Origin of the sequence: Xanthomonas prunicola, assembly GCF_025266575.1 — a bacterium.
GTDB lineage: Bacteria > Pseudomonadota > Gammaproteobacteria > Xanthomonadales > Xanthomonadaceae > Xanthomonas > Xanthomonas prunicola.
Map to the genome: position 1 here is coordinate 4,323,823 of NZ_CP096142.1, position 22,654 is coordinate 4,346,476.

Annotated in this window: 17 protein-coding genes and 1 other RNA gene; 7 read left to right on the forward strand and 11 right to left on the reverse strand. The window is 64.5% G+C overall.

Translation table 11 applies throughout. The annotated features are described in order from the left end of the window. Window positions 1-177: 177 nt before the first annotated feature. Window positions 178-1,740, forward strand: a complete 1,563-nt coding sequence (locus M0D43_RS18505; protein ID WP_252162529.1) for a phospholipase D family protein — start codon at window positions 178-180, stop codon at window positions 1,738-1,740. A 73-nt stretch (window positions 1,741-1,813) separates the two neighbouring features. Here M0D43_RS18505 and M0D43_RS18510 read toward each other — a convergent pair whose 3' ends face one another. The 10 genes from M0D43_RS18510 to M0D43_RS18555 form a co-directional block, all read right to left on the reverse strand. Further along, window positions 1,814-2,953 (reverse strand): protein-glutamate methylesterase/protein-glutamine glutaminase, encoded by a 1,140-nt coding sequence (locus tag M0D43_RS18510; protein ID WP_252162530.1) that lies wholly within the window; start codon window positions 2,951-2,953, stop codon window positions 1,814-1,816. Further along, complete coding sequence (locus M0D43_RS18515) at window positions 2,950-3,756, reverse strand: CheR family methyltransferase (protein ID WP_252162531.1); 807 nt, start codon at window positions 3,754-3,756, stop codon at window positions 2,950-2,952. The genes M0D43_RS18510 and M0D43_RS18515 overlap by 4 nt, the downstream gene beginning before the upstream one ends. Before the next feature lie 4 nt (window positions 3,757-3,760). Continuing rightward, window positions 3,761-5,044: an EAL domain-containing response regulator gene (locus M0D43_RS18520; protein WP_252162532.1), complete on the reverse strand. Its 1,284-nt coding sequence runs from the start codon at window positions 5,042-5,044 to the stop codon at window positions 3,761-3,763. A 26-nt stretch (window positions 5,045-5,070) separates the two neighbouring features. Further along, window positions 5,071-5,586: a chemotaxis protein CheW gene (locus tag M0D43_RS18525; protein ID WP_252162533.1), complete on the reverse strand. Its 516-nt coding sequence runs from the start codon at window positions 5,584-5,586 to the stop codon at window positions 5,071-5,073. Between the two features lie 10 nt (window positions 5,587-5,596). Next, window positions 5,597-7,753, reverse strand: coding sequence for a methyl-accepting chemotaxis protein (locus M0D43_RS18530; RefSeq protein WP_252162534.1), 2,157 nt, complete (start codon window positions 7,751-7,753; stop codon window positions 5,597-5,599). Between the two features lie 68 nt (window positions 7,754-7,821). Then, window positions 7,822-9,840 carry a chemotaxis protein CheA gene (locus M0D43_RS18535; RefSeq protein WP_252162535.1) on the reverse strand — a complete coding sequence of 673 codons (2,019 nt, stop codon included), beginning with the start codon at window positions 9,838-9,840 and terminating at the stop codon, window positions 7,822-7,824. 18 nt (window positions 9,841-9,858) lie between these two features. Then, window positions 9,859-10,188: an STAS domain-containing protein gene (locus tag M0D43_RS18540; RefSeq protein ID WP_055849799.1), complete on the reverse strand. Its 330-nt coding sequence runs from the start codon at window positions 10,186-10,188 to the stop codon at window positions 9,859-9,861. A 450-nt stretch (window positions 10,189-10,638) separates the two neighbouring features. Further along, window positions 10,639-14,103 (reverse strand): transcription-repair coupling factor, encoded by a 3,465-nt coding sequence (mfd, locus tag M0D43_RS18545; RefSeq protein ID WP_252162536.1) that lies wholly within the window; start codon window positions 14,101-14,103, stop codon window positions 10,639-10,641. Between the two features lie 409 nt (window positions 14,104-14,512). Further along, window positions 14,513-15,055 carry a GNAT family N-acetyltransferase gene (locus M0D43_RS18550; protein ID WP_252162537.1) on the reverse strand — a complete coding sequence of 181 codons (543 nt, stop codon included), beginning with the start codon at window positions 15,053-15,055 and terminating at the stop codon, window positions 14,513-14,515. A gap of 397 nt (window positions 15,056-15,452) precedes the next feature. After that, on the reverse strand, window positions 15,453-16,361 hold the full coding sequence (locus M0D43_RS18555) for a 23S rRNA (adenine(2030)-N(6))-methyltransferase RlmJ (protein ID WP_101361564.1): 909 nt from the start codon (window positions 16,359-16,361) through the stop codon (window positions 15,453-15,455). A 139-nt stretch (window positions 16,362-16,500) separates the two neighbouring features. Between M0D43_RS18555 and creB the strand changes: the two genes are divergently transcribed. The 3 genes from creB to creC all read left to right on the forward strand — a co-directional run bounded on the left by creB (window position 16,501) and on the right by creC (window position 18,831). Further along, entirely contained in the window at window positions 16,501-17,205 is a 705-nt protein-coding gene (gene creB, locus M0D43_RS18560; protein WP_252162538.1) for a two-component system response regulator CreB, read from the forward strand. Window positions 17,206-17,275: 70 nt separating this feature from the next. Beyond that, window positions 17,276-17,351: non-coding RNA, sX9 sRNA (locus M0D43_RS18565), on the forward strand. Between the two features lie 34 nt (window positions 17,352-17,385). Further along, window positions 17,386-18,831, forward strand: coding sequence for a two-component system sensor histidine kinase CreC (creC, locus tag M0D43_RS18570; protein WP_252162539.1), 1,446 nt, complete (start codon window positions 17,386-17,388; stop codon window positions 18,829-18,831). A gap of 127 nt (window positions 18,832-18,958) precedes the next feature. On the opposite strand, the gene M0D43_RS18575 is transcribed toward creC, so the two are convergent. Next, window positions 18,959-19,774, reverse strand: coding sequence for a diffusible signal factor-reguated C1 family cysteine protease (locus M0D43_RS18575; RefSeq protein WP_252162540.1), 816 nt, complete (start codon window positions 19,772-19,774; stop codon window positions 18,959-18,961). Between the two features lie 421 nt (window positions 19,775-20,195). Between M0D43_RS18575 and creD the strand changes: the two genes are divergently transcribed. Genes creD through M0D43_RS18590 form a run of 3 tightly spaced genes read left to right on the forward strand, consistent with a single transcriptional unit; the run spans window position 20,196 to window position 22,592 of the window. Then, window positions 20,196-21,515, forward strand: coding sequence for a cell envelope integrity protein CreD (gene creD, locus M0D43_RS18580; protein WP_252162541.1), 1,320 nt, complete (start codon window positions 20,196-20,198; stop codon window positions 21,513-21,515). A gap of 7 nt (window positions 21,516-21,522) precedes the next feature. Beyond that, window positions 21,523-21,945 (forward strand): hypothetical protein, encoded by a 423-nt coding sequence (locus tag M0D43_RS18585; RefSeq protein ID WP_252162542.1) that lies wholly within the window; start codon window positions 21,523-21,525, stop codon window positions 21,943-21,945. Continuing rightward, a complete protein-coding gene (locus M0D43_RS18590) occupies window positions 21,942-22,592 on the forward strand; it encodes a GNAT family N-acetyltransferase (RefSeq protein ID WP_252165123.1) in 651 nt (216 codons plus the stop codon). Before M0D43_RS18585 ends, M0D43_RS18590 begins: the two co-directional genes overlap by 4 nt. The last annotated feature ends 62 nt before the right edge of the window (window positions 22,593-22,654 follow it).

Here is a 22,654-nt window from a genome sequence, read left to right on the forward strand (position 1 = left end):
GCTGACAACGCTGCACGCCAGCCCTGTCGCTGGCGATGTGCGTGGTGATGGCGGTGAACGCTTCAAGCCAGTGCGCTGTTTTCGAACCGCGTTGTCGCGCCCGCTTGCGGCAGCGTCTGCACGCGGGGCTGCAGCTCTGGGCTCTACACTGCCGCGCTCTGAATCGCGGAGCCGGCAGTGACGAAGCGGAAGTTTCTCAAGTGGTTCGGCATTGCGCTGTTCCTGTGGGTGCTGGCCAGCGTGCTGTCGTTGTACGGCTATGGGCGCTTTGCCGACCGCCAACGTGGTCCGGTCAGTCATGTGCTGCCTGCCACCGCGGTGGCGACGCCAATCGACCAGGTCGTGGCGCCGTTGCAACGGACGCATGCCGATCAGACCGGCATGGTGATCCTGCCCGACAACGTCGATGCGTTCGCAGTCCGCGCACTCACCGCGCGTGCGGCCGGCCGCAGCCTGGATCTGCAGTACTACATCTGGCACGCCGACTTCACCGGCAACTTGCTGCACAACGAATTGCTACGTGCGGCCGATCGCGGCGTGCGCGTACGGTTGCTGCTGGACGACATGAATATCCACGGCAGCGACTCGGTGCTGGCGGCGTTGGACAGTCACCCGTTGATCGAGATCCGCCTGTTCAACCCGACACGCGCGCGCGAAGGCACTTTGATGCGCGGTGTGGAAATGGTGCTGCGCATGTTCAGCATCAACCGTCGCATGCACAACAAGGCCTGGATTGCCGATGGCCGCATTGCGGTGGTGGGTGGGCGCAATGTGGGCGACGAATATTTCGATGCGGCGCGCGACACCAACTTCATGGACATGGATGCAGCGCTGATGGGACCAGCGGTGGGCCAGGCCGAGCAGGTGTTCGACGCCTACTGGAACAGCCCCAACGCCTTGCCGTTATCGGCGCTGGTCACCGCAAGGCCGCAAGCGCTGGAGGCTTTGCGTGGCAGCTTGGATGCCGGCATTGCATCTGCACGCGCGCATCCCTATGTGGAGCGCTTACAGCGTTCGCCCAGCGTGCGCGAGCTGATGCAAGGCGACCGTCCGGTGCATTGGGTGTCGCAGGCGCGCATCGTCTCCGACCCGCCGGAAAAAGCGGAGGGTGCGCCGCCGCAGTCCGACTGGATGACGCCGGTGTTGATCGGCGAAATGGCGCACGCCCAGCACGAGCTAAAGGTGATTTCGCCGTACTTCGTGCCGGGCGACGAAGGCATGCGCTGGATCGGTCACCTACGTCAGCGCGATGTGCGGGTGAGCATCCTGACCAACTCGCTGGCGGCCAATGATGTGGTGGCGGTGCACAGCGGATATGCCCACTATCGCGTGCCGCTGTTGCAGCAGGGTGTGCGTCTGCACGAGCTCAAGCCGATGGGCAAGCCGGACGGCAGCCTGTTCGGTTCCAGCGGTGCCAGCTTGCACACCAAGGCATTTGTCGTGGACGACAGCAGCGGTTTCATCGGCTCGTTCAACCTCGACCCACGTTCGATGAACCTCAATACCGAAATGGGCCTGCTGTTCAAGGACCGGGTGGTCACAGCAGAACTGGAGCGGCTGTATAACCAAAAGGTCAGTGCGCCAGTGAGTTACCGCGTGAGCCTGGACCAGGGCAAGCTGCGTTGGCACGACGATGCCGCACAACCGCCCGAGGTGTGGTCGCGCGAGCCGGCCGCGAGCGTGTGGCGGCGCGGCGCAGCGACAGTGATGGGCTGGTTGCCGCTGGACTCGCAGCTGTAGAGCAGCCAGCAAGATGACTGCGCAGCCGCGCAGCGAGTGCGGCGAATGCGCGCTCTCAGGCATCCGCCTCGCGTTACTGCAGCTGCGTCAAGATCTCGCGTGCCATCGCGCCTAGCGGCAGGATACGGTCTGCGCCGCCGCGCTTGATCGCTTCCTTTGGCATGCCGAACACGATGCTGGTCTGCTCGTCCTGCGCCACCGTGCGTGCGCCGGCCTGGCGCATTTCCAGCAAGCCGGCGGCGCCGTCGTCGCCCATGCCGGTCATGATGATGCCCAGCGCATTGCTGCCGGCCGCACGCGCGGCCGAGCGAAACAGCACATCCACCGACGGGCGATGCCGGTTGACCGGTGGGCCTTCCAGGACTTCGACGAAATACTGCGCGCCGCTGCGGCGTAGCAGCAGATGCTTGCCGCCGGGTGCGATCAATGCGCGGCCCGGCATCACACGGTCGTTGTTGGCCGCTTCCTTGACTGCGATCTGGCACAAGCCATTGAGACGCGCAGCGAAGGCGGCGGTGAACTTCTCTGGCATGTGCTGCACGATCACGATGCCGGGGCAGACGCGCGGCAGGGCCGTGAGGACCTCTTCCAGCGCCTGGGTGCCGCCGGTGGAGGTGCCGATCGCGACGATGCGTTCGGTGGTCTGCGCAAGCGCGCGCCCGCTCTGCGCTGGCAGGATGACATCGGCGGTGTGTTTGACCTCGGCCTCGAGCGGCGCGGCAGTCACGCGCGCCGCCAGCCGCTTGACGTTGGCACGCGCGGCGCTGCGCACCGTGGCCACAAGTTCGTCGGCAGAGTCGGTGAGAAATTGCTTGAGCCCCATCCGGGGTTTGGTCACCACCGCCACTGCGCCGGCGGCCAGCGCATCCATGGTGACGCGCGCGCCTTTTTCGGTGAGCGTGGAGCAGATCACCACCGGAGTGGGGCGCTCGCTCATGATCTTGCGCAGGAAGGTGATGCCGTCCATGCGCGGCATTTCCACGTCCAGCACGATCACGTCCGGCCACTGCTTGCGCATCTTCTCGATCGCAAGCAATGGGTCGGCGGCGGTGGCGATCACCTCGATGTCGACCGCGTCGTTGAGCACGCTCACCAGTACCTGGCGCACCACCGCCGAATCGTCGACCACCAGGGCCTTGATGGTCTTGGGGCTGGCAGTCGGGCTGGCGGCGGGACGGTTGAACGCTGTCGACACGGTGAATCCTTGGGTCATGCCTTGCGGAAAATCGAAGGTGCCACCTGAACCAGATCGATGTCGAGTTCGCTCAGGCTTTCCGAATGGCCGATGCAGAAATGCCCGCCCGATTTGAGGTTGGACAGCACGCGCAGGATCACTTCGCGCTTGGTCTGGCCATTGAAATAAATCATCACATTACGCAGGAAAATTGCATCGAAGCTGCCCAGTGCCGGCAATGCGGTATTGAGATTGGCATGCACGAACCGCACACGGTCGCGCAGGCGCCGCTCCACCAGCAAGGTACCGTCGTACTCACCCTGGCCCCGCAAGCAATAGCGTTTGAGATACGCCTGCGGAATGCCATCAATGCGCTGCAGTGCGTAATGCCCGGTGCGCGCCTTGGCCAGCACGCGGGTGCTGATGTCGCTGCCCAGCACTTCGAACGGGCGGCCCTGCAAGGTGTCGTCCAGCACCATCGCCATGCTGTAGGCCTCTTCGCCGCTGGAACTGGCAGCGCTCCAGCAACGGAACGGCAGTGCGCCACGGTGTTCGCCGGCCAGCTTGCGCAGCAGTTCGAAATGCTTGGGTTCGCGGAAGAAGTAGGTTTCGTTGGTGGTGAGCAGGTCGATCGCGGTCTGGATTTCGTTGCGGTCCTGGCGGCTTTCCAGCAGTTGCAGGTACTGCGTGTAGGTGCTGAAGTGATGCTCGCGCAGACGCTTGCCCAGGCGGCCGCACAGCATGGCTTTCTTGCCGGAGGAAATGCTGATGCCGGCGGCTTCGAAGATGAAACGCTGGAAGCGGCCGAACTCCTGTTCGGTGATGGCGGTTGCGGTACTCATCGGCTCAGGCCACGTCCGCGTCGCTGGGCAGCGTGTTGTCGCTCAGGCGTGCGATGCGCACGGCATGCTCGCGCCACCACTCCGACAGCATCGGCCCGGGCATCGGCGATGCCATCAGATAGCCTTGTGCCAGGTCACAGCCGAGTTCACGCAGCAGCCGCCAGTCGTCGGGCGTTTCGACGCCTTCAGCCACGGCTGTGAGTTCCAGCCGATGTGCCAGCTCCAGCGTGGACTCGAGCACGGTGCGTTGGCTGCGGCTGCGATGCGCGGCATGCACGAAGCTGCGATCCAGCTTGAGTTCGGTAAAGGGAATGCTGGCCAGGCGCTGCAGTGAAGAGAAGCCGGTGCCGTAATCGTCGATGGACAGGCCAAAACCATGCAGGCGCAAACGCGCGAGCATGCTCAGGGCATTGGCCGGTTCCACGATGGCGCTTTCGGTCAGTTCCAGCACCAGATCGGCCGGGCTTAGGCCGTTATCGCTCAGCTTGGCGCACAGTTCTTCGAGGAAATGATCTTCGCCCAACAGCCTGGGCGAGAGGTTCAATGCCAGGCTCAGAGCGAAGCCTTCGGCGCGCCACTCCACCAATTGCGCGATCGCCTTGCCGATCACCTGCTGGGTCAATGCGTGGATCAAGCCTTCGCGTTCGGCCAGGGGAATGAAGCGATCCGGCCCGATCATGTCGCCTTGTGGGCGGCGCCAGCGTGCGAGCGCTTCCACACCGCGCAGGCGGCCGTCTTTCAGATCGAGTTTGGGTTGGTAGGCCACGCGGATTTCGCCGCGGCGCATGGCGCGATCCAGCCGCGAGGCCGCCGCGCCGCCGCTGGACATCAGCGGCGAAATCGCCACCGGCGCGAATACGCGTGCAGCGGCGGTCGGCTCCGGTTCGCAATCCAGGATGGTGGCCAGGTCCTGCAGGTTCATCGGTTTTTCGATGCCGCCGAGCACGCGTACGCCGGCGCTGCGGCTGAGTTGCATCACTGCATCGATCAAGGCGCTGCCGCGTTGCGACACCACCACTACCGGCACGCTGTATTTTCCGCGCGCCAGCGCGTCCAGTAGCTGTACGCCGTCCATGCCCGGCATTTCAAGATCCACCAGCAACAGTGAAGGCGCATCGGCACGCGTCAGCCACTCCAGCGCCGCGTGTCCGTCGACTGCACCATCGACCACGCTGGCGCCGAGCTGACGGCACAGCGCCATGGCGTGTTCGCGCTGGACCACGCTGTCGTCCACGACCAGGACCGGGCCGGCCAGCTTGCAGTTGCAGGAGAGAAGGGCAGGGCGCATGAGAGTCCTTATGTGCATGCGTTAGGTCAGGCCGCCAGTTCGGCGGCCGGGAGCTGGGCAAGCGCATCGTTGCCCAGCACGGCATCGGCATCGAGCAGGATCACGAAGCGCTCGCCGATCTTGCCCATGGCATGGATGAAGTCGCGCGCGATGCCGGCGCCGAAGCTGGGCGTGTCGACGATGTCCGATGGTGCGATCTCCAGCACTTCGCTGACCGCATCCACCAACAGCCCGAGCACCTGATGCACTTCGCTGTGCGCGATCTCCACGACCACGATGCAGCTGCGCTTGGTGATCGCGCTGGCATTGCGGCCGAAGCGCTGCTGCAGGTCCACCACCGGCACCACCGCTCCACGCAGATTGATCACCCCGCGTAGCGCGGGCGGCATCATCGGTACGTCGGTAGGGACGCGGTACTCGATGATTTCCTTGATGCCCAGGATGCCCAGGCCGAACATTTCCCCATCCAGCAAAAACGTGAGGTATTGCTGCGGTGCCGTCGATGGCGGCAGTTCGTGGTTGGCTGCGGTGTGCGCGTGCATCGTCGGCTCCTCAGAAGCTGGCGAATTGCGATTCGTCGATCGCGTCGGCAGTCGCGGCCACCGCGCTGATCTTGCGCACGTTGGTGCGTCGCGGCGGCGCGCTGCTCACAGCGGCCGGCGCGTGCGCTGCAATCCGACGCGGCCCCGGCCTGCTGCTACCCGATGCGGCGCCTCGCCCGCCATTACCCAACCGGAAGAAGCCCATGAGCTGCTGCAACTGTTCGGCCTGTGCGCTCATTTCTTCCGAGGTGGCAGCCAGTTCTTCGGCATTGGCCGCAGCCGATTGCGTGGTCTGGTTCAACTGGCCCACGGCGGTATTGATCTGACTGACACCAGCGGTCTGTTCTTCGGAAGCGGCGGCGATTTCCTGGACCAGGTCGGAGGTGCGGCGGATCGAAGGCACCATCTCGCCGAGCACGCGGCCGGCGCTTTCGGCCAGCTCCACGCTGGAGCCGGCCACTTCGCCGATTTCCTGCGCGGCGATCTGGCTGCGCTCAGCCAGCTTGCGCACTTCGGCGGCCACCACGGCAAAGCCCTTGCCGTGTTCGCCGGCGCGCGCCGCTTCGATGGCGGCATTGAGTGCGAGCAAGTTGGTCTGGTACGCGATGTCGTCGATGATGCCGATCTTCTTGGCGATGTCCTTCATTGCCGTCACGGTGGCGCGGACGGTGTCCCCGCCATCGGCCGCTTCGCTGGCCGCCTTGGCCGCCATGCTGTCGGTCACACGTGCATTTTCGGTGTTCTGTGCGATGGAGGCAGTCATCTGCTCCAGCGATGCACTGGTTTCTTCCACTCCGGCCGCCTGTTCGCTGGCAGCCTGGGCAAGCGCCTGTGCAGTGGCACTGACTTGTTCCGACGCGCTGGCCAGATTTTCGGCGTTGCGGTTGACCTCATCGACGATTTCGGTCAACCGGCTCATGGTGGTGTTGACGTAGCGCTGCATGTCGGCGAACGCGCCTTCGTAACGGCCTTCCACAGTGTGGGTGAGGTCGCCATCGGCCATCGCACCCATGACCTGAATCACTTCGGAAATACTGCGCAGATTGCCGCGCGCCCGTTCCACGGTGTCGTTGATGAAGGCCTTCTTGCCCGGCAGCTGCGCCAGCGGCGCATCGAAGTTGCCGCGGCCGAATTCGGCCACCACGCCCATCGCCAGTTTTTTCACCGCGATGTGCGCGCCGACCATCTGGTTGATGCCCAGCGCCATGCTGCGGAAGTCGCCATCGAAGCGAGCGCTGTCGATGATTACGTCGATATCGCCGGCTTCGTGTTCGGCCGACATGTGGTTGATCTCGGCGATCAGGCCGGTGAGGTTGCCACGCACCTGATCGATGGTCTCGTTGATGAAGCGCTTCTTGCCCGGCAGTTGCGGCAGTTGCGCGGTGAAGTTGCCGCGGCCGAACTCGGCCACGCAGGCGATGGCCTGCTTCTTGACCGCGATGTGGCTGGCCACCATCGCATTGATGCCTTCGGCCATGCGGCGGAAATCGCCGGTGAAGCGCTGGGTATCGATGACCACATCGATGTCGCCGACGTCATGCTCGGCCGACATGCGGTTGACCTCGGCGACCAGGCCGGTGAGGTTGCCGCGGATCTGATCGACCACCTCGTTGATGAATGCCTTTTTGCCCGGCAGGCGCTCGAGTTCCGCAGAGAAATTGCCGCGGCCAAACTCGGCCACGCAGGCCATCGCCTGTTTTTTCACTGCGATATGGCTGGCGACCATGCGGTTGATGCCCTCGCCCATGGTGCGGAAGTCGCCATCGAAGCGGGCGACGTCGATGCGTATATCGATATCGCCAGCATCGTGTTCGCGCGAGACGCGATTGATTTCTTCGTTGACGTGGCGGATGCCGCTCTGCACCTTGCGCAGCCCGCGCAGGACATCGCCGGCCTGCTCGTCGCGCACTTGCGGCAGGGTGACATCGAAGTTGCCGCGCGAGAACGCGTCCAACGTGGTGGTGGCCAACCCCAGCGACGCACTGGCGATGCGGATTGCCCAGACCAGCAAGGCGCCGCTGATTAGTGCAGCAATGACGCTGGTACCCAGCAGGGCGGCGTGCGACAGCGTCAGCGCAACGCCGGCGGCGACCACGACAACGGGCAATGCGACGGCAAGCGCGGCGGTAAACCACAACTGCGTAGCGATAGGGAGACGGTGTGACATGGCGATGGTTTCCAGGGGGCAGGTAACGACAAACGACGCGATGTGTACGGCAGCGGTGGTGCGAGCGCTCAGGCCGCCAACGCGTCCTGGTTGGGGTGCAATTGCTGAATCAGGCTGGGCACATCCAGAATCAGCGCGACATCGCCGCTGCCCAGGATGCTCGACCCACTGATGCCTTTGACCTGTGCGAAAACCTTGGACAGCGGCTTGATCACCGTCTGCCATTCGCCCAGCAAGGTGTCCACCACCAGGCCGAAGCGCTGCGCGCCCTGGCGGATCACCACGATGCTTTCGCGCGGCGGGGTCTTGCCGCCCAGCGCGAACAACTCGCGCAGGCGGACATACGGCAACACGCTGCCGCGCAGGTCGATGTAGTCGTTGGTGTAGTCGGGCGTGAACTCCACGCACTCTTCCACCACATCCAGCGGCACCACGAAAACCGATTTGCCCACGCCGACCTGGAAGCCATTGATGATGGCCAGCGTCAGCGGCAGGCGTACCGAGATGGTGGTGCCCAATCCGGCAGCGCTGTCGATCTCGACCGTGCCGCGCAGCGCAGTGATATTGCGCTTGACCACATCCATACCGACGCCGCGCCCGGACAGGTTGGTGACCTTTTCTGCGGTGGAAAAACCCGGTTCGAAGATCATTGCGAACACTTCGCGGTCGCTGAGTTGGCGGCCGGGTTCGATCAGGCCCCGTTCGAGCGCCTTGGCCAGGATGCGGTCGCGGTTCAAACCGCCGCCGTCATCGGTGATCTGGATAACGATGCTGCCGGAGTCGTGATACGCGTTGAGCCCAACGGTGCCGCGTGCGGGCTTGCCACGCGCAACGCGCACGTCTGCCGGCTCGATGCCGTGATCCATCGCATTGCGCACCAGATGGGTCAGTGGGTCGCCGATCTTTTCCACCACCGACTTGTCCAGCTCGGTGTCTTCGCCGGCCACCACCAGGGCGATGTCCTTGCCCAGTTCACGCGCCACATCGTGCACCACGCGCTGGAAGCGGCTGAAGGTGCCGCCGATCTTGACCATCCGCAGCTGCAACGCGCTTTCGCGCACGTCTTCAACCAGGCCGGCCAGGATCGAGGCCGATTCCAGCAATTGCGCATCGCCGGTGCGTTGCGCATTGGCATTGGTGCTGCTGACCGCGATGATGAGTTCGCCGACCAGATCGATCATGCGATCGAGCTTGTCGGCATCCACGCGGATCGAGCGCGCATCGTTGTTGCGTCCGCCGGCGTCAGGCGCATTGCGGGCCGGCGCCGACGCGGTATTTGCCGCGTTGGGCACGGCGGCAAGCGCGCCGGCCGGCGCTGCGGCAATCATCGGCTCGCTGACCAGCAGCGTGGCAGCATCGGTCGGTGCCGGCACTGCGGCGATGTCCAGGTCGCAATCGTCGCGAACGAATTCGAATACGTCTTCGATCGCGGCGCGGTCGGCGTCGCTGCGTAGCAGGATCTGGAAACCGAGGTAATTGGCTTCCGGGTCGAGTTCTTCAAACCGCGGCAACTGGCTGTAGTCGGTACCGATCGATTCCACCGAGCCCAGGCCGCGCAGATTGCGGATCAACTTGAGCGGGGAGTTGCCGAAGCGCAGCGCATCGGCGAAGAGCTTGAGCGAGATGCGCCAGTAACCGCTCTGTTTTTCAGGGGTGCTGTGCTGGATGGCGGCGGCGGTGACGCCGCAGGTGCTGCTTTGCAAATAAGTCTGCAATTGCGCCAGCAGCGGCTCGGCTTCAGCAGCCAAGGCGGCCGGGTCGGCATGGCTCGGGTCTGCGGCGGTTTCCACCAAGGCATGGATATGGTCGCAGCACACCAGCAACAGCCCGATCAGTTCCGAGCTCAGGGTCAGCGCTTCGTCGCGTACCAGATCCAGCACGCTTTCCACCACATGGGTGAAACCGACCAGCTGCGGCAGGTCGAACAGGCCGCCGGACCCCTTGATGGTGTGCGCGGCGCGGAAGATGGCATTGACCGCATCTGGCGAGGATTCGCCACGCTCGGCTTCGAGCAAATGGCGTTCCATGTCTTCGAGCAGATCCCGGCTCTCGGCCAGGAAGGTTTGCATCAGTTGGTTCATGTCCATGCGCGCGTCACCGGTCCGTTAGTGAATGTGTTCGCCAAGACCGGCAACCGCATGCGGGTACAGCGCTTCGAGCAGGCCGAGCAGCTCGATCACATCGACCACCGCACGGCTGGAATCGGTCAGCGAAAACGGCCGTCCATCGGCCTGGATCGCCTGCTTGGTGGCCAGTAACAACTGCAAGCCGGTGGTGTCGATTTCGCTCACCGCCGCCAGATCCAGATGCACGCCGCCCGGATGCGCCAACGCCGGCTGCAACAGCGGCTTGAGTTCGGCAGCGCGACGAATGGTCATCTCGCCCTCAAGGGCAAGCGTCAACGGCGCGGGCAGATCGGGAGACGGAGTGTTCATTGGTGCCTCGGGCGATGGCGCACGGTGGGTGCGATGACGCGGGGAGAAGGGCGCGGTGGCATGGAACTGCGTGGGATTGCCCTGCACGCAGAGTCATGCCGGTCTATGCAGGTATCGGCGCCTGGCTGGAATATTTAGGGCAAATTCAGCCGAATGACGGAAATGCGAAATCCTCAGCAGTTTTTGAATTAACTGCTCAGGTTTGTCGAAAGCAGGCTCATAAGGCGGTTGTCCGGGGCAGTGCCGGGACAAGACACGCGTGTCTCAAACACGGTAGAGCGGTGCGCACCGAGCAAGGGCAAGGGGTGCGAGCCCGTTGCGGGTGATGCAGGTCGGCGTGATATCGGAAATGTCGCGCACGCACGTCATGCAGTGGGTGGCGCTTGCTTGCCTGCACGGCGTGGGGTGTTGTCGAGTCTGTTGCAACGCCGTCAAACGCGGCGCTGCGCTTCAGCCTGGTGCCAGCGCAGCCAGCAAACCGCGTGCGGCATTGAAGCGATCCGCACCTTCGGGCAGCGGCAGCTTGATGCGCAGTTTGTCCGGGCCGTCCATGGTGTAGATCTTCGGCTGCTTCTGGATCATCTGGATGATGGTCATCGGATCGATCGCTGGCTTGGCTTCGAATACCAGCCGCCCACCGTTTTCGCCCAGATCCAGCTTGCGCACGCCCAACGCGTTCGCTTGCAGCTTGAGCTCGGCAATCGCGAACAGGTGCTTGACCGGGTCTGGCAGCAAGCCGAAGCGGTCGATCATCTCCACCTGCAATTCGCGCAGCGCCTCGGGATTGCGCGCGCTGGAAATGCGTTTGTACAGCGTCAGGCGCGTATGCACGTCGGGCAGATAATCCTCGGGAATCAGCGAGGCCACGTGCAGCTCCACCTCGGCGCCGCGCGCTTCTTCGCCGGCATCCAGGTCGGGCAGCTTGCCCTGGCGGATGCTGCGCACCGCGCGCTCAAGTAGCTCGGTATAGAGGCTGAAACCGACTTCGGCCATCTGCCCGCTCTGGTCTTCGCCCAACAATTCGCCGGCACCGCGGATTTCCAGATCGTGCGTTGCCAAGGTAAAGCCGGCGCCGAGCTCGTCCATCGAAGCGATCGCCTCCAGGCGCTTTTCTGCATCGGAGGTCATCGAACGGCGGTCCGGCACCACCAGGTACGCGTAGGCGCGGTGATGCGAGCGACCGACGCGGCCGCGCAACTGATGCAACTGCGCCAATCCAAATCGATCGGCACGATTGATGATGATGGTGTTGGCGTTGGGAATGTCGATGCCCGATTCGATGATCGTGGTCGACAGCAGCACATTGAAGCGCTGCTTCTGGAAATCCAGCATCACCCGTTCCAGCTCGCGCTCGGGCATCTGCCCATGCGCAATGCCGATGCGCGCTTCCGGCACCAGTTCCGAAAGATCGCGCTGCATGCGCACGATGCTTTCCACATCGTTATGCAGGAAATACAGCTGACCACCGCGGCTGAGTTCGCGCTGGAAGGCTTCGCGCAGCAGCGTGTTGTCCCAGGCAGTAATGAAGGTCTGCACCGCCAGGCGGTTTGGCGGCGGGGTGGCAATGATCGACAGATCGCGCAGGCCGGCCATGGCCATATTGAGCGTGCGCGGAATCGGTGTGGCGGTGAGCGTGAGCAGATGCACGTTGGCGCGCATCGCCTTGAGCGCTTCTTTCTGCCGCACGCCGAAGCGTTGTTCTTCGTCGACGACGACCAGCCCGAGATCCTTGAACTTCACGTCCGGCTGCAGCAGACGATGCGTGCCGATGATCACGTCGATATCGCCGCTGGCGACCTTCTCCAGTTCGGCCTTGATTTCCTTGGTGCTCTTGAAGCGCGACAGCACTTCCACCTTCATCGGGTAATCGGCGAAACGGTCGCGGAAATTGCGGTAATGCTGTTCGGCCAGCAGCGTGGTGGGCACCAGCACCGCGACCTGCTTGCCGGCGCTGGCGGCAGCGAACGCTGCGCGCACCGCCACTTCGGTTTTGCCGAAGCCGACGTCGCCGCAGACCACACGGTCCATTGGTTGGCTGCTGCCCAGGTCGCGCAGGGTTGCATCGATCGCAGCGAGCTGGTCACCGGTCTCTTCGAACGGGAACCCTGCCGCAAACGGTTCGTACATCGCCCGGTCCACTTGCAGCGCCAGGCCCGCACGCGCGCGTCGACGTGCCTGGATTTCCAGCAGTTCGGCAGCGACATCGCGGACCTTCTCGGCCGCCTTGCGTTTTGCCTTGGTCCATTGCTCACCGCCCAGCGAATGCAACGGCGCAGTTTCGGCCGAGGCGCCCGAGTAACGGCTGATCAGGTGCAGCTGCGCCACCGGCACATACAACCGGTCGCCCTTGGCGTATTCGATTTCCAGGAACTCGCCGGGCATGCCGCCGGCGTCGAGCACGATCAGGCCGCGGTAGCGGCCCACACCGTGGTCTTCGTGCACGATCGGCGCGCCTTCGGACAACTCGCCCAGGTCGCGGATGATCGCTTCCGGCTCGCGTCCGACCCGGCGCGTGCGGCGCGGCTGATTGGCGCGCTCCGGGAACAGTTGGCGCTCGGTGAGCAGCGCAATCTGCGGTTGATCCAGCGCAAAGCCGTCTTCGAGCGGCGCCACCGTAATGCCGAAGCGCAGCTTGCCCGCCAGGAACGCGGGCACGTCGGTGACCACCTCAGGCTTCAATTGCGCGGCGGCGAGCACTTCCATCAAGGCTTCGCGCCGGCCGGCGGTATCGGCGGCCACCAGCACGCGGCCGGGGTAATGGCCCAGGAACGCGGCCAACGCCTGGCCGGCCGGGGCGTCTTTTGCCGCCACCGGCAGCGGCGGCAACGGCTGGTCGCCCAGGGCGGCGGCCTCGTCGATGCGCGGATGGTCGCTGGCCCAGACTTCGATGCGCGCCATCTTGTTGAGCCGCTCGCGCAGCGCGTCTGGCGATTGGTACAACGCGTCCGGCGGCAGCAGCGGGCGCTCCACATCGTGGCGGCGTTGCTCGTAGCGGTCCTGCGCCTGCGCCCAGAACGTGTCTGCCGCGTTGGAGACGCCGATGGCGACCAGCGGCAACACGCGCTTGTCCAGATAATCGAACAAGGTGGCGGTCTTGCTGAAGAACATCGGCAGGTAATACTCGATGCCCGATGGCGCCAGTCCGGATTTGAGATCCTGGTACAGCGCGCTGCGCCGGGTATCCACGTCGAAGCGTTCGCGCAGGCAGGCCAGCACGCGCTCCACGCTGGCATCGTCCATCGGCACTTCGCGGCCGGGCAGCATCTTGACCGCGTCCACCTTGTCGAGCGAGCGCTGCGATTCGGGGTCGAACACGCGGATCGAGTCGATATCCTCATCCAGCAACTCGACGCGCAAGGGTGTGTCCGCGCCCATCGGGAAGACATCGAGCAGGCCGCCGCGCACGGCAAAATCGCCCGGGTCCATCACCTGCGGCACATTGCGATAGCCAGCGCTTTCCAGGCGGCGTTTTTCCGCATCCAGATCCAGCCGTTGGCCGACGGTGAGATCGAAACTGCCGCCGACGATGTAACTCAGTGGCGCCAGCTGCTGCAGCAAGGTCTGCACCGGCACGATTACCACGCCGCGGGTCAGGCCGGGCAGGCGGTGCAGGGCGGCCAGGCGTTGGCTGATGATTTCGGGGTGCGGACTGAACTGGTCGTAGGGCAGGGTTTCCCAATCCGGAAATGGCACCACCGGCAGCGCAGAATGTTCGCCAAGCAAGGCATGCAGATCGGCTTCGATCTGGTGTGCGCTCTGGTTATCGCGTGCGATCACCAGCAGCGGGCCGGCATGCGCCTCGGCTGCCCGCGCAATCGACCACGCCAGCGCAGTCGGAGAGGACGGAGCGCGCCAGTAGGCGCGGAGCTGGCCAGACTTGGGCAGCGGCGGGGAGGGGAAGGTAGGCGACGGCATCAGCCCATAATTTTATCAGAGCCCCTGCCGTGGCCGGTCCATCTGATGTGAACGGCGGCGCCGGGCGCGCGCGCGGCAGGGCGCACAAGGGGCTATCGACGTAACCCGTGCGGAGTCTGGAAGTCAGACGCCGCGCTGCGTGTCGACTACGCGGCTCTCGCCGCTCACGGGACACGCCGTGAACCCGTCCATGGGGGCGCGTTGGCGGCATCCATGCCGCCAACGGTCCCGCAGCGGTGAGGACACCGCGCTAATAGGGTGGGCTGTCTGCCAGACGAGAGCGGCTCATTGCACTTAGAAGGACGTACTTACAGTGAGTCCTGCAATGGCGAGCGGGCAGGGAACGCAGCAAACCACGCGCCAAGCCGCTGTTTGGAATCCCACATCCCGAATTCCCCATCCCGGCAACTCAGGCATCCAGCTCCAGCACCATCCGTACCAGCTCCGGCGAATCCGGGTGCGCCTGCGGTTTGAAGCCCAGCGACTCGGCCAGCTGCAGCATCGGCAGGTTGCTCTGCAGTACATCGCCGAACAGACAATCCAGATATTTGCGCCGCGCCCATTTGACCAACTTGCGCATCAACTGCCGCCCCAGTCCCTGGCCGGCGACGAAGCTGCTGACCAGGATGGTGTATTCGGCCTGGCGGGTGCCTGGCACCAGCGCTGCGCGGGCGACTGCACCCACCAGCGCTTCGCCCGGTGGCAATTGCTCGGCGGCGACCAGCACGATCTCGCTCTTGGGGTTGGGGTGGGTCAGGCGCTGCACCATCTCCGGGGTGATTTCGGCGGAGGAGCGCACGAAGCGCGCGCGAATTTCCTCCGGTCCCAACAGGCTGAAAGCCCCCTGCAGCGGCGGACCATCCTCGGGACGGATCGGGCGGAGCAGAAGGATGCGGCCATTGGGCAGGCTGAAGTTTTCATGCCAGGGAGGCATGCGATTGCGAATGGCCATGACCGGTGTTCCTTAAAGATCGGAAGATTCTGGCACCAGCCCGGCGCGCAACCGTGAATGAATCCGGTGTGCTGCCGGGGGCCGACTGGAGATGGCAGTGCTTCCCACGCAACTGTAACGAGCGGAGCCGTGAGCCGGTCGTGAGCGTGGGGCAGCGCAGCATGGCCGAGGAATCACCAACGCGCGGCCTGGCCGGCAGACATTTGAAACGAGGCGTGGCCTTCCGCACGCGCGGCCTTGAGTGCAGCGCCCGGTTGTGAACACTGCGCTGACGGGGCGTGCAGCAACGGCATGCCAGCAACCAAGCGCGCGGCCCAACGCACTGCGCCGGTGCACCGGAAACACCTGCGTACCCGCAGCACACCCGCAGCGACGGGTGTGCTGCGGGTATACCGACTCAGCCGTCCTGGCGCAGCCACTCCAGCCGGGTCGAGGCGCCGGGCTCGCCGAGATGCTGCTTGAGGACCGGCAACGCGGGTGCCAGCACCTGGTCGAACTGCCAAGGGGCATTGACGATCAGCAGCCCGCTGCCGGTCAGGCGCAGTGGCGAGTCATCCGGGCGCACCTGCAACTCGGCGACCAGCACCGACTTGGCCGGCAGCGTGGCGGCTTTGCGCATGAAGGGCTGCAGGCTGCGGCGCAGCTTGATCGGGTACCACACCATGCAGATCGCCTGCGGCCAGCGCGCCAGCGCCTCGCGCACGCTGTGGATGATCTGCTGGTACTCGGCGTCCTGCGATTCGTACGGCGGGTCGATCAGCACCAGCCCGCGGCCGATCTTGGTCTCGCCCGCCCGCGGCGGCAGGAAGGCGCGGATCGCGGCATAGCCGTCGCCGGCATGCACGCGCACCCGGCTGTCCCTGGCGAATAAGCCCTTAAGGGCGTCGGCTTCGTCCGGCTGCAGTTCGCAGAATGCCATGCGGTCCTGCTCGCGCAGCGCCTGCGCGGCCAGCAGCGGCGAGCCGGGGTAGTAATTGAGCTGAATGCCGGCCGTGGTGCGCGTGGGCTTCTGGCCGGGCGTAGCCGGGCGGGCGACGGACTGGTTGTCGGCCTGCACCGCGCGCAGGTAGCGCTCAACCACCTCTGGCAAGGTCGCTTCGGCCATCAGCCGCATGACGCCGGCATCGGCTTCGTTGGTCTTGCGGCTCTCTTCGCCACCGAGTTGGTAGCGCCCGCGCCCGGCGTGGGTATCGAGCACGAAGAACGGGGTGTCCTTACGCTTGAGGGTGTCGATCAGGGCAAGCAGGGCGATGTGCTTGAGCACGTCGGCGTGGTTGCCGGCATGGAAGGCGTGGCGATAGTTCATCGCGGCAGTGTAGAGGCTGCGGCAGGGTTTGTTGCGGCTCGTCGCAGGGTGGGCCGACGCAGACGCACTGTGGCGGCATCGGGATGTTGCGCGCCGTTCGCGGAACACCTCGGCCTGTAGGCGGTGCCCGCATGCCGTTATGCTGCGCGGCATGTCCGAGTCTCCTGCCCGCGTGCTCGTCGTCGAAGACGAAGCCGCCATTGCCGATACTGTGCTCTACGCGCTGCGCAGCGAGGGCTATGCACCCGAGCACTGCCTGCTGGGTCGCGATGCGCTGGCGCGGCTGCGCGCCGATCCGGCCGATGTGGTGGTGCTCGATGTGGGCCTGCCGGACATCAACGGTTTCGAGGTCTGCCGCACGCTGCGCAATTTCAGCGAGGTGCCGGTGATTTTTCTGACCGCGCGCAACGACGAAATCGACCGCGTGCTCGGGCTGGAATTAGGCGCCGACGACTACATGGCCAAGCCGTTTTCGCCACGCGAACTGGTGGCGCGGGTGCGCGCGCGCCTGCGCCGACGCAACGCGGGCGGGGTGGTCGAATCGGGCTGGCAGCCGCACGGCGCATTTGCCATCGACCGCGACGGCAGCCGCATCCGCTACGGCGAGACGTTGCTGCCGCTGACCCGCTACGAATACGCGCTGCTGGCGGCATTGCTGCAGCGTCCTGGCGCGATCCTGAGCCGTGCGCAGCTGATGGACCGCGGCTGGGACGCCAGCGCCGACAGTGCCGACCGCACCGTCGACACCCACATCAAGACGCTCCGCGGCAAGTTGCGCCTGGCTGGCGTACCGGCCGATCCGATCCGCACCCACCGTGGCCTTGGTTACGCGCTGGAGGTGTAGGCATGTTGAGATCGGCGAACAAACCGACGGCGCATCCGCCAGGCAGGCGCGGCCGGTGCTCGGCATCGGCATGGACCACGCGTCACTGCGGTTCTGAGTGCGCTGCCCATCCCCGCCCAACGACTGTTCGCGACGTGTTGTCAGCCGCGCTTGGCGACCTGGGCGAGGCCACGCACTGACATGCGGCTCGGTCTCAAGCTGTTTCTGGGGTTCTTCCTGATCGTGGGCCTGGCCGCGTTTTTCGTGATGCGCGTGTTCGTCAACGAGGTCAAGCCAGGCGTGCGCCAGGCAATGGAATCCACCCTAGTGGATGCGGCCAATGTGCTGGCGGAAATCGCCAGCAGCGAACTGGCTGCCGGCACGCTTGCCGATGGGAGCTTCGCGCGCAACGTGGCCAGGGCGCAGCAGCGCGATCCCAAGGCGCGGGTATGGCGCTTTCGCAAGAACAATGTGGATTACCGCGTCACCGTGACCGATGCGCGCGGGGTGGTGGTGTTCGATTCGTTGGGCCGCGACGTCGGTCGCGACAATTCGCGCTGGAACGATGTGTACCGCACCTTGCGCGGCGAGTACGGCGCACGTTCCAGCCCGGAAATCGATGGCGACCCCACCGCAACGGTGATGCACGTGGCCGCGCCGATCTACGCACCGGCCGACCCGAAGACGCTGATCGGCGTGCTGACCCTGGCGCAGCCCAATCGCAGCATCGACCCGTTTATCGAAGCCAGCCAGCGCAACATCCTGCAACGCGGCGCCTGGCTGATCGGCATTTCTGCGTTGATCGGTATTTTGATGACCTGGTGGTTGATGCGCGGCATCGGCAGGCTCAATCGCTATGCGCAGGCGGTGAGCGCCGGCATCCCGGTGCCGCCACCCAAACCGCGTGGCGATGAAATCGGCGATCTGGGCCAGGCGCTGGAATCCATGCGTCGCAAGCTGGAAGGCAAGGCTTACGTGGAGCAATACGTGCAGTCGCTGACGCACGAAATGAAAAGCCCGCTGGCGGCGATTCGCGGTGCATCGGAGCTGCTGACCGAGCCACTGCCGGAAGCCGATCGCCAGCATTTCGTGGCCAGTATCCGCGCGCAGGAGCAACGGCTCACCGAAACCATCGACAAGCTGCTGGCGCTGGCCGAAGTGGAGCAGCATGGCTGGTTGCAGACGCGCGAACGCATCGGTCTTGGTGGGCTGCTGCAGGCCGCAGCAGACGCGGTGTCGCTGCGCGCAGCGGCGGCCGGTGTGATGTTGGAGGTCGATGTAAGCGCTGCGACGTTAGGCGGTCAGGTACTCGGTGATGGCTTCTTGCTGCGTCAAGCGTTGGTCAATCTGCTGGAAAACGCCATCGGGTTTTCGCCGCAGGACAGGCGTGTGCGCCTGCATGCGCAGCTGCGCGATGAACATTGGGAGTTGGCGGTCGAAGACCGCGGCAGCGGCGTGCCGGATTATGCGATCGAGCGCGTCTTCGAGCGCTTCTATTCCCTGGCACGCCCGCAGACCGGCCAGCGCAGTTCCGGTCTTGGTCTGCCCTTCGTACGTGAGGTTGCGCGCCTGCATGGCGGGGACGTGACGCTGGGCAATCGCGACGGTGGCGGTGCGATTGCGGTGTTGCGCCTGCCGATCGGCTGAGTCGCCGGGCAGGCACTTGTAGCGGTTGGCTACCGCCGGTGGCCGCCGTGCGTTCGAGGCTGCGGCATGCGCCAGAGCACATGCCGCGCCCGCGTCAATCGCAGCGCACGGCGCGTGGCCGCGCTGTCTAATGCACCACGTCGGCGACGATGACGTCTTTGGCGACCACCGACCAGGACAGTTTGCCGAAGCCCTTGTTGCCCCACTCGGTGCCCCAGCTGTTTTCCACGATCAATCCTTGACTGTCGTAGCCCAGCGCGACGACGGCATGCCCGCCCAGAATCGGCGTCTTGATGTCGTAATCGACCTGATTCTTGGGCGTCAAGTCGTCAAAGCCCCGGCGCACATAGAAGCCGATCGCCACCGGCGTGGAAGAGGCGAGGGCGAGCTTGATCTGTTCGATCAAGGCGCGTCCCCCATTCCCGTTGCCCGACGAATACAACACGGTGTACTTGCGATACGGCGTCGGGTTCTTGGTGGCGTTGGCCTTGTCGGCAGCGGTGGGTTGGTCTTTCCAGTCGTAGTTGCCCCACGAATAATGCTGCTCGGTGTCGATACCCTGCGCCAGCGCGACCTCCATTGGCGCTTCCAGAGTAGAGCCTTCATCGACGCCGTCGTTGACCTGGCTATACAGATACATCGGGGCAAAGCGTGTCTGTGCCTGTTTGTTGGCGTTGGCGTACCAACCGGTCAAGGTATGCGCGGTTGCCCATGACGCACATGATCCTACTTGGCCCTGGTCGCCCGGCGTGATCGCCCACGCAGTCAGGTCGACACTGGCAGGCAGTGGTTTGCTAACGCTTTCTGTACCGAACAACGGGGTGACCGGCTGCACCAATGACGACGGTTTCAGTCCCATTCCGTGGACTGCCGCCTGTGCGGCGGCAGTGGTCAGGCTCAGGGTGGCCAGCAGGCAAAGGGCAAGCGAACGTTGCGTGTTCATGCAGAGCAGACTCCAGGCGAAGAGGAATGCAGTTGTGCGCAGTTCTAAAACCACAGCCCAGCAGGTATGCAGCCGCGATGGCGCTGATGCAGCGCACGCGGTAAAAAAGTCATTGAAGAACTGCGGAACTGGAAAGCGGTAATCAACGAGTAAGGGGCGGTTCAGGAGTGCGCAACTGCCCGTGCATCGTTACCCATGGCGACGGTGCGTGCGGCGGCAATGCGAAGCGATGCCGATCGAACGGAAGTCTGGTTTGGGCATGTAGCGCACTTTTGGAATCTGACACCTGCATTTCCTCCTTGCGTCACAGTCCAGGCCGGCAGGCATCCGGGTCGCCCACTTCACATTCGCTTCAAATTCGCCTCAAACCCCCAACACCGGCGCGTCGCAACCTGGTCACCTCCCAAGATGAGGATGGCCGATGAAATCCCTGAAACTGTTATTGCGGTTCGCCACCATTGGCGGGCTGATCCTGCTGTTGCTCATTCCGTTATTGCTGATCCGTGGCGCGGTGCAGGACCGAGCGCGCTACCGCGACGAGGCCGTGGAGCGGGTGGCGCAGAGCAAGGCCGGCGAGCAGCAATTCATCGCGCCTGTGCGGGTGCTGCCGTATATCGAAGATGTGCAGGTCACCGAGCCGGACGAGCAGGGCAACCAGCGCAAGGTCTGGCGCAAGCGCGAAGGGACGCTGCTGCAAACACCGCGCAGCCTGAAACTCAGCGGCGAGATGGTGCCCTCGGTAAGAGAGGTGGGCCTGTACCGGGTGCAGGTGTACTCCTGGAAAGCGACCCTGCACGCGGAATACGATCCCTTCGACTACGCGGCCGAGCCGACCCGTGTGTATGGTCAGCCACATCTTGCGATCGGTATTTCCGACGTGCGTGGGTTGGTCGGCACGCCGCGTTTGCAGGTGGATGGCCGTGCGCTTGCACTGGAAAGCGGTGCGGGTGCATTGGCTGATCGATCGGCGGGCATCCACGCCAAACTTGGCCCGCTGGCTGACCCGGTCGCAGGCCGGCTACAGGACGGCAACAGGGTAGACATGCAGTTCGTGCTGGATGGCACGCGCCGGCTGGCGATCGCGCCGATTGCCGACAACAACGAGATTGCGTTGCGCTCCACCTGGCAGCACCCGTCCTTTGGCGGACGCTTCCTGCCGAATGCACCGAGCATCGGGCCGAAGGGCTTCGATGCGAGTTGGTCGCTGTCGTCGTTGGCCACCGGTGCGCAGGCGCAGTTGCAGTCCAGCCATACGTCGCTGGATACGCTGGAAGTACGTCTGGTTGATCCGGTGGACGTGTATACCCAGGCCGATCGCGCCAGCAAATACGGCATCCTGTTTGTGGTGCTGACCTTTGTGGCGTTTGTGCTGTTCGAGTTGATCAAACGTTTGCCGATTCATCCCTTGCAGTACCTGTTGGTGGGCCTGGCATTGGCGATCTTCTTCCTGCTGCTGCTCAGCCTTTCCGAGCACATCGCGTTCTGGCAGGCCTATCTGATCTCCGCGGCGGCGTGTATCGGCTTGCAGTTCTTTTATCTCTCGGGCGTCTTGCGCAGTTGGGTCCGTGCGGCGGGCTTTTCGGTGATGCTCACCGCCTTGTATGCGGTGCTCTACAGCCTGTTGATCTCCGAAGACAACGCGCTGCTGATGGGCTCGTTGCTGTTGTTCGGTATCCTGGCCAGCATCATGTGGGTGACCCGCAAGCTCGATTGGTACGAGCTTGGCAATAGCCTGCGCTGAGGCCGGCATGACGGCGCATGCACAGTTCCACCGGCGGGCGCAGCGTTTGCTGCCCGCCGGTATCGATACGGTGGCGCTGCTTCCCGCAGCGCTGCCGCAATCCTGGGAAGGCTCGGCGCTGTCGGCCTTGCCGCTGAATCGCGATGGGCGCCACGGCGTGGTGGGTCTGCAGATGCATGCACGCACCGCGCAGCAGTTACGCACCGGCGGACATGTGTTTTTGCAGGCAGCACTGCAACGCCACACGTCGCCCGGCAGCACACGCACGCGCAGCTACGGGCCGTGGCAGAGGCTGAGCAATGGCAGCTACTGGGCACGCAGCACCGATGCGCTACTCGGGGTGTTGCTGGGCACCGAAGAAGCAGCGGTATGGTTGTTATGGCAGCAGCCCGAGGCCGGCATTTGGAACCATGGTCGTTGGCTGCGTTGACCGGTGGCGTTGCAGCCGCGCCAGGCTGGCTTACCATGGCCGGCATGACTGGTTCCTCCTTGAGTGTGGAGACGGTGCGCGGCACCGATGTGCTGCCGTATCTGGATGCGGTGGCGCAGCTGCGCATCGCGGTGTTCCGTGCGTGGCCGTATCTGTACGAAGGCGATGCCAGGTACGAACGCGAGTATCTTGCAGCCTATGCGGCATCGCCAGAGAGCGTTTTCGTGCTGGCACGCGATGGCGATGCGGTGATCGGTGCATCCACCGGGTTGCCCTTGCTCGACGATAGCGCCGCCTTCCATGCACCGTTTCGCGCTGCCGGCATCGACCCGGTCAGCGTGTTTTATTTCGGCGAATCGGTATTGCTGCAGGCCTATCGCGGGCAGGGCATCGGTCACGCATTTTTCGACCAGCGCGAAGCGCACGCACGCGCGCTGGGACGCTTTGCACTTGCGGCGTTCTGTTCGGTGGAACGCGCGCCCGACGATCCGCGCAAGCCAGCCGATTACCGCGCCAATGACGTGTTCTGGCGCAAGCGTGGCTACGCCCCGCAGCCCGGCATGCGGGTGCATCTGGAATGGGCAGAGTTGCAACATGGGGAGATCGACCACAGCTTGGCTGTGTGGACACGTGCGTTACCGCAGTGAGCGCGGCCACCGCCTGACAGCGACTCACACAACGGCGCGAGCAGTTTGCAAGGCAACTGCAC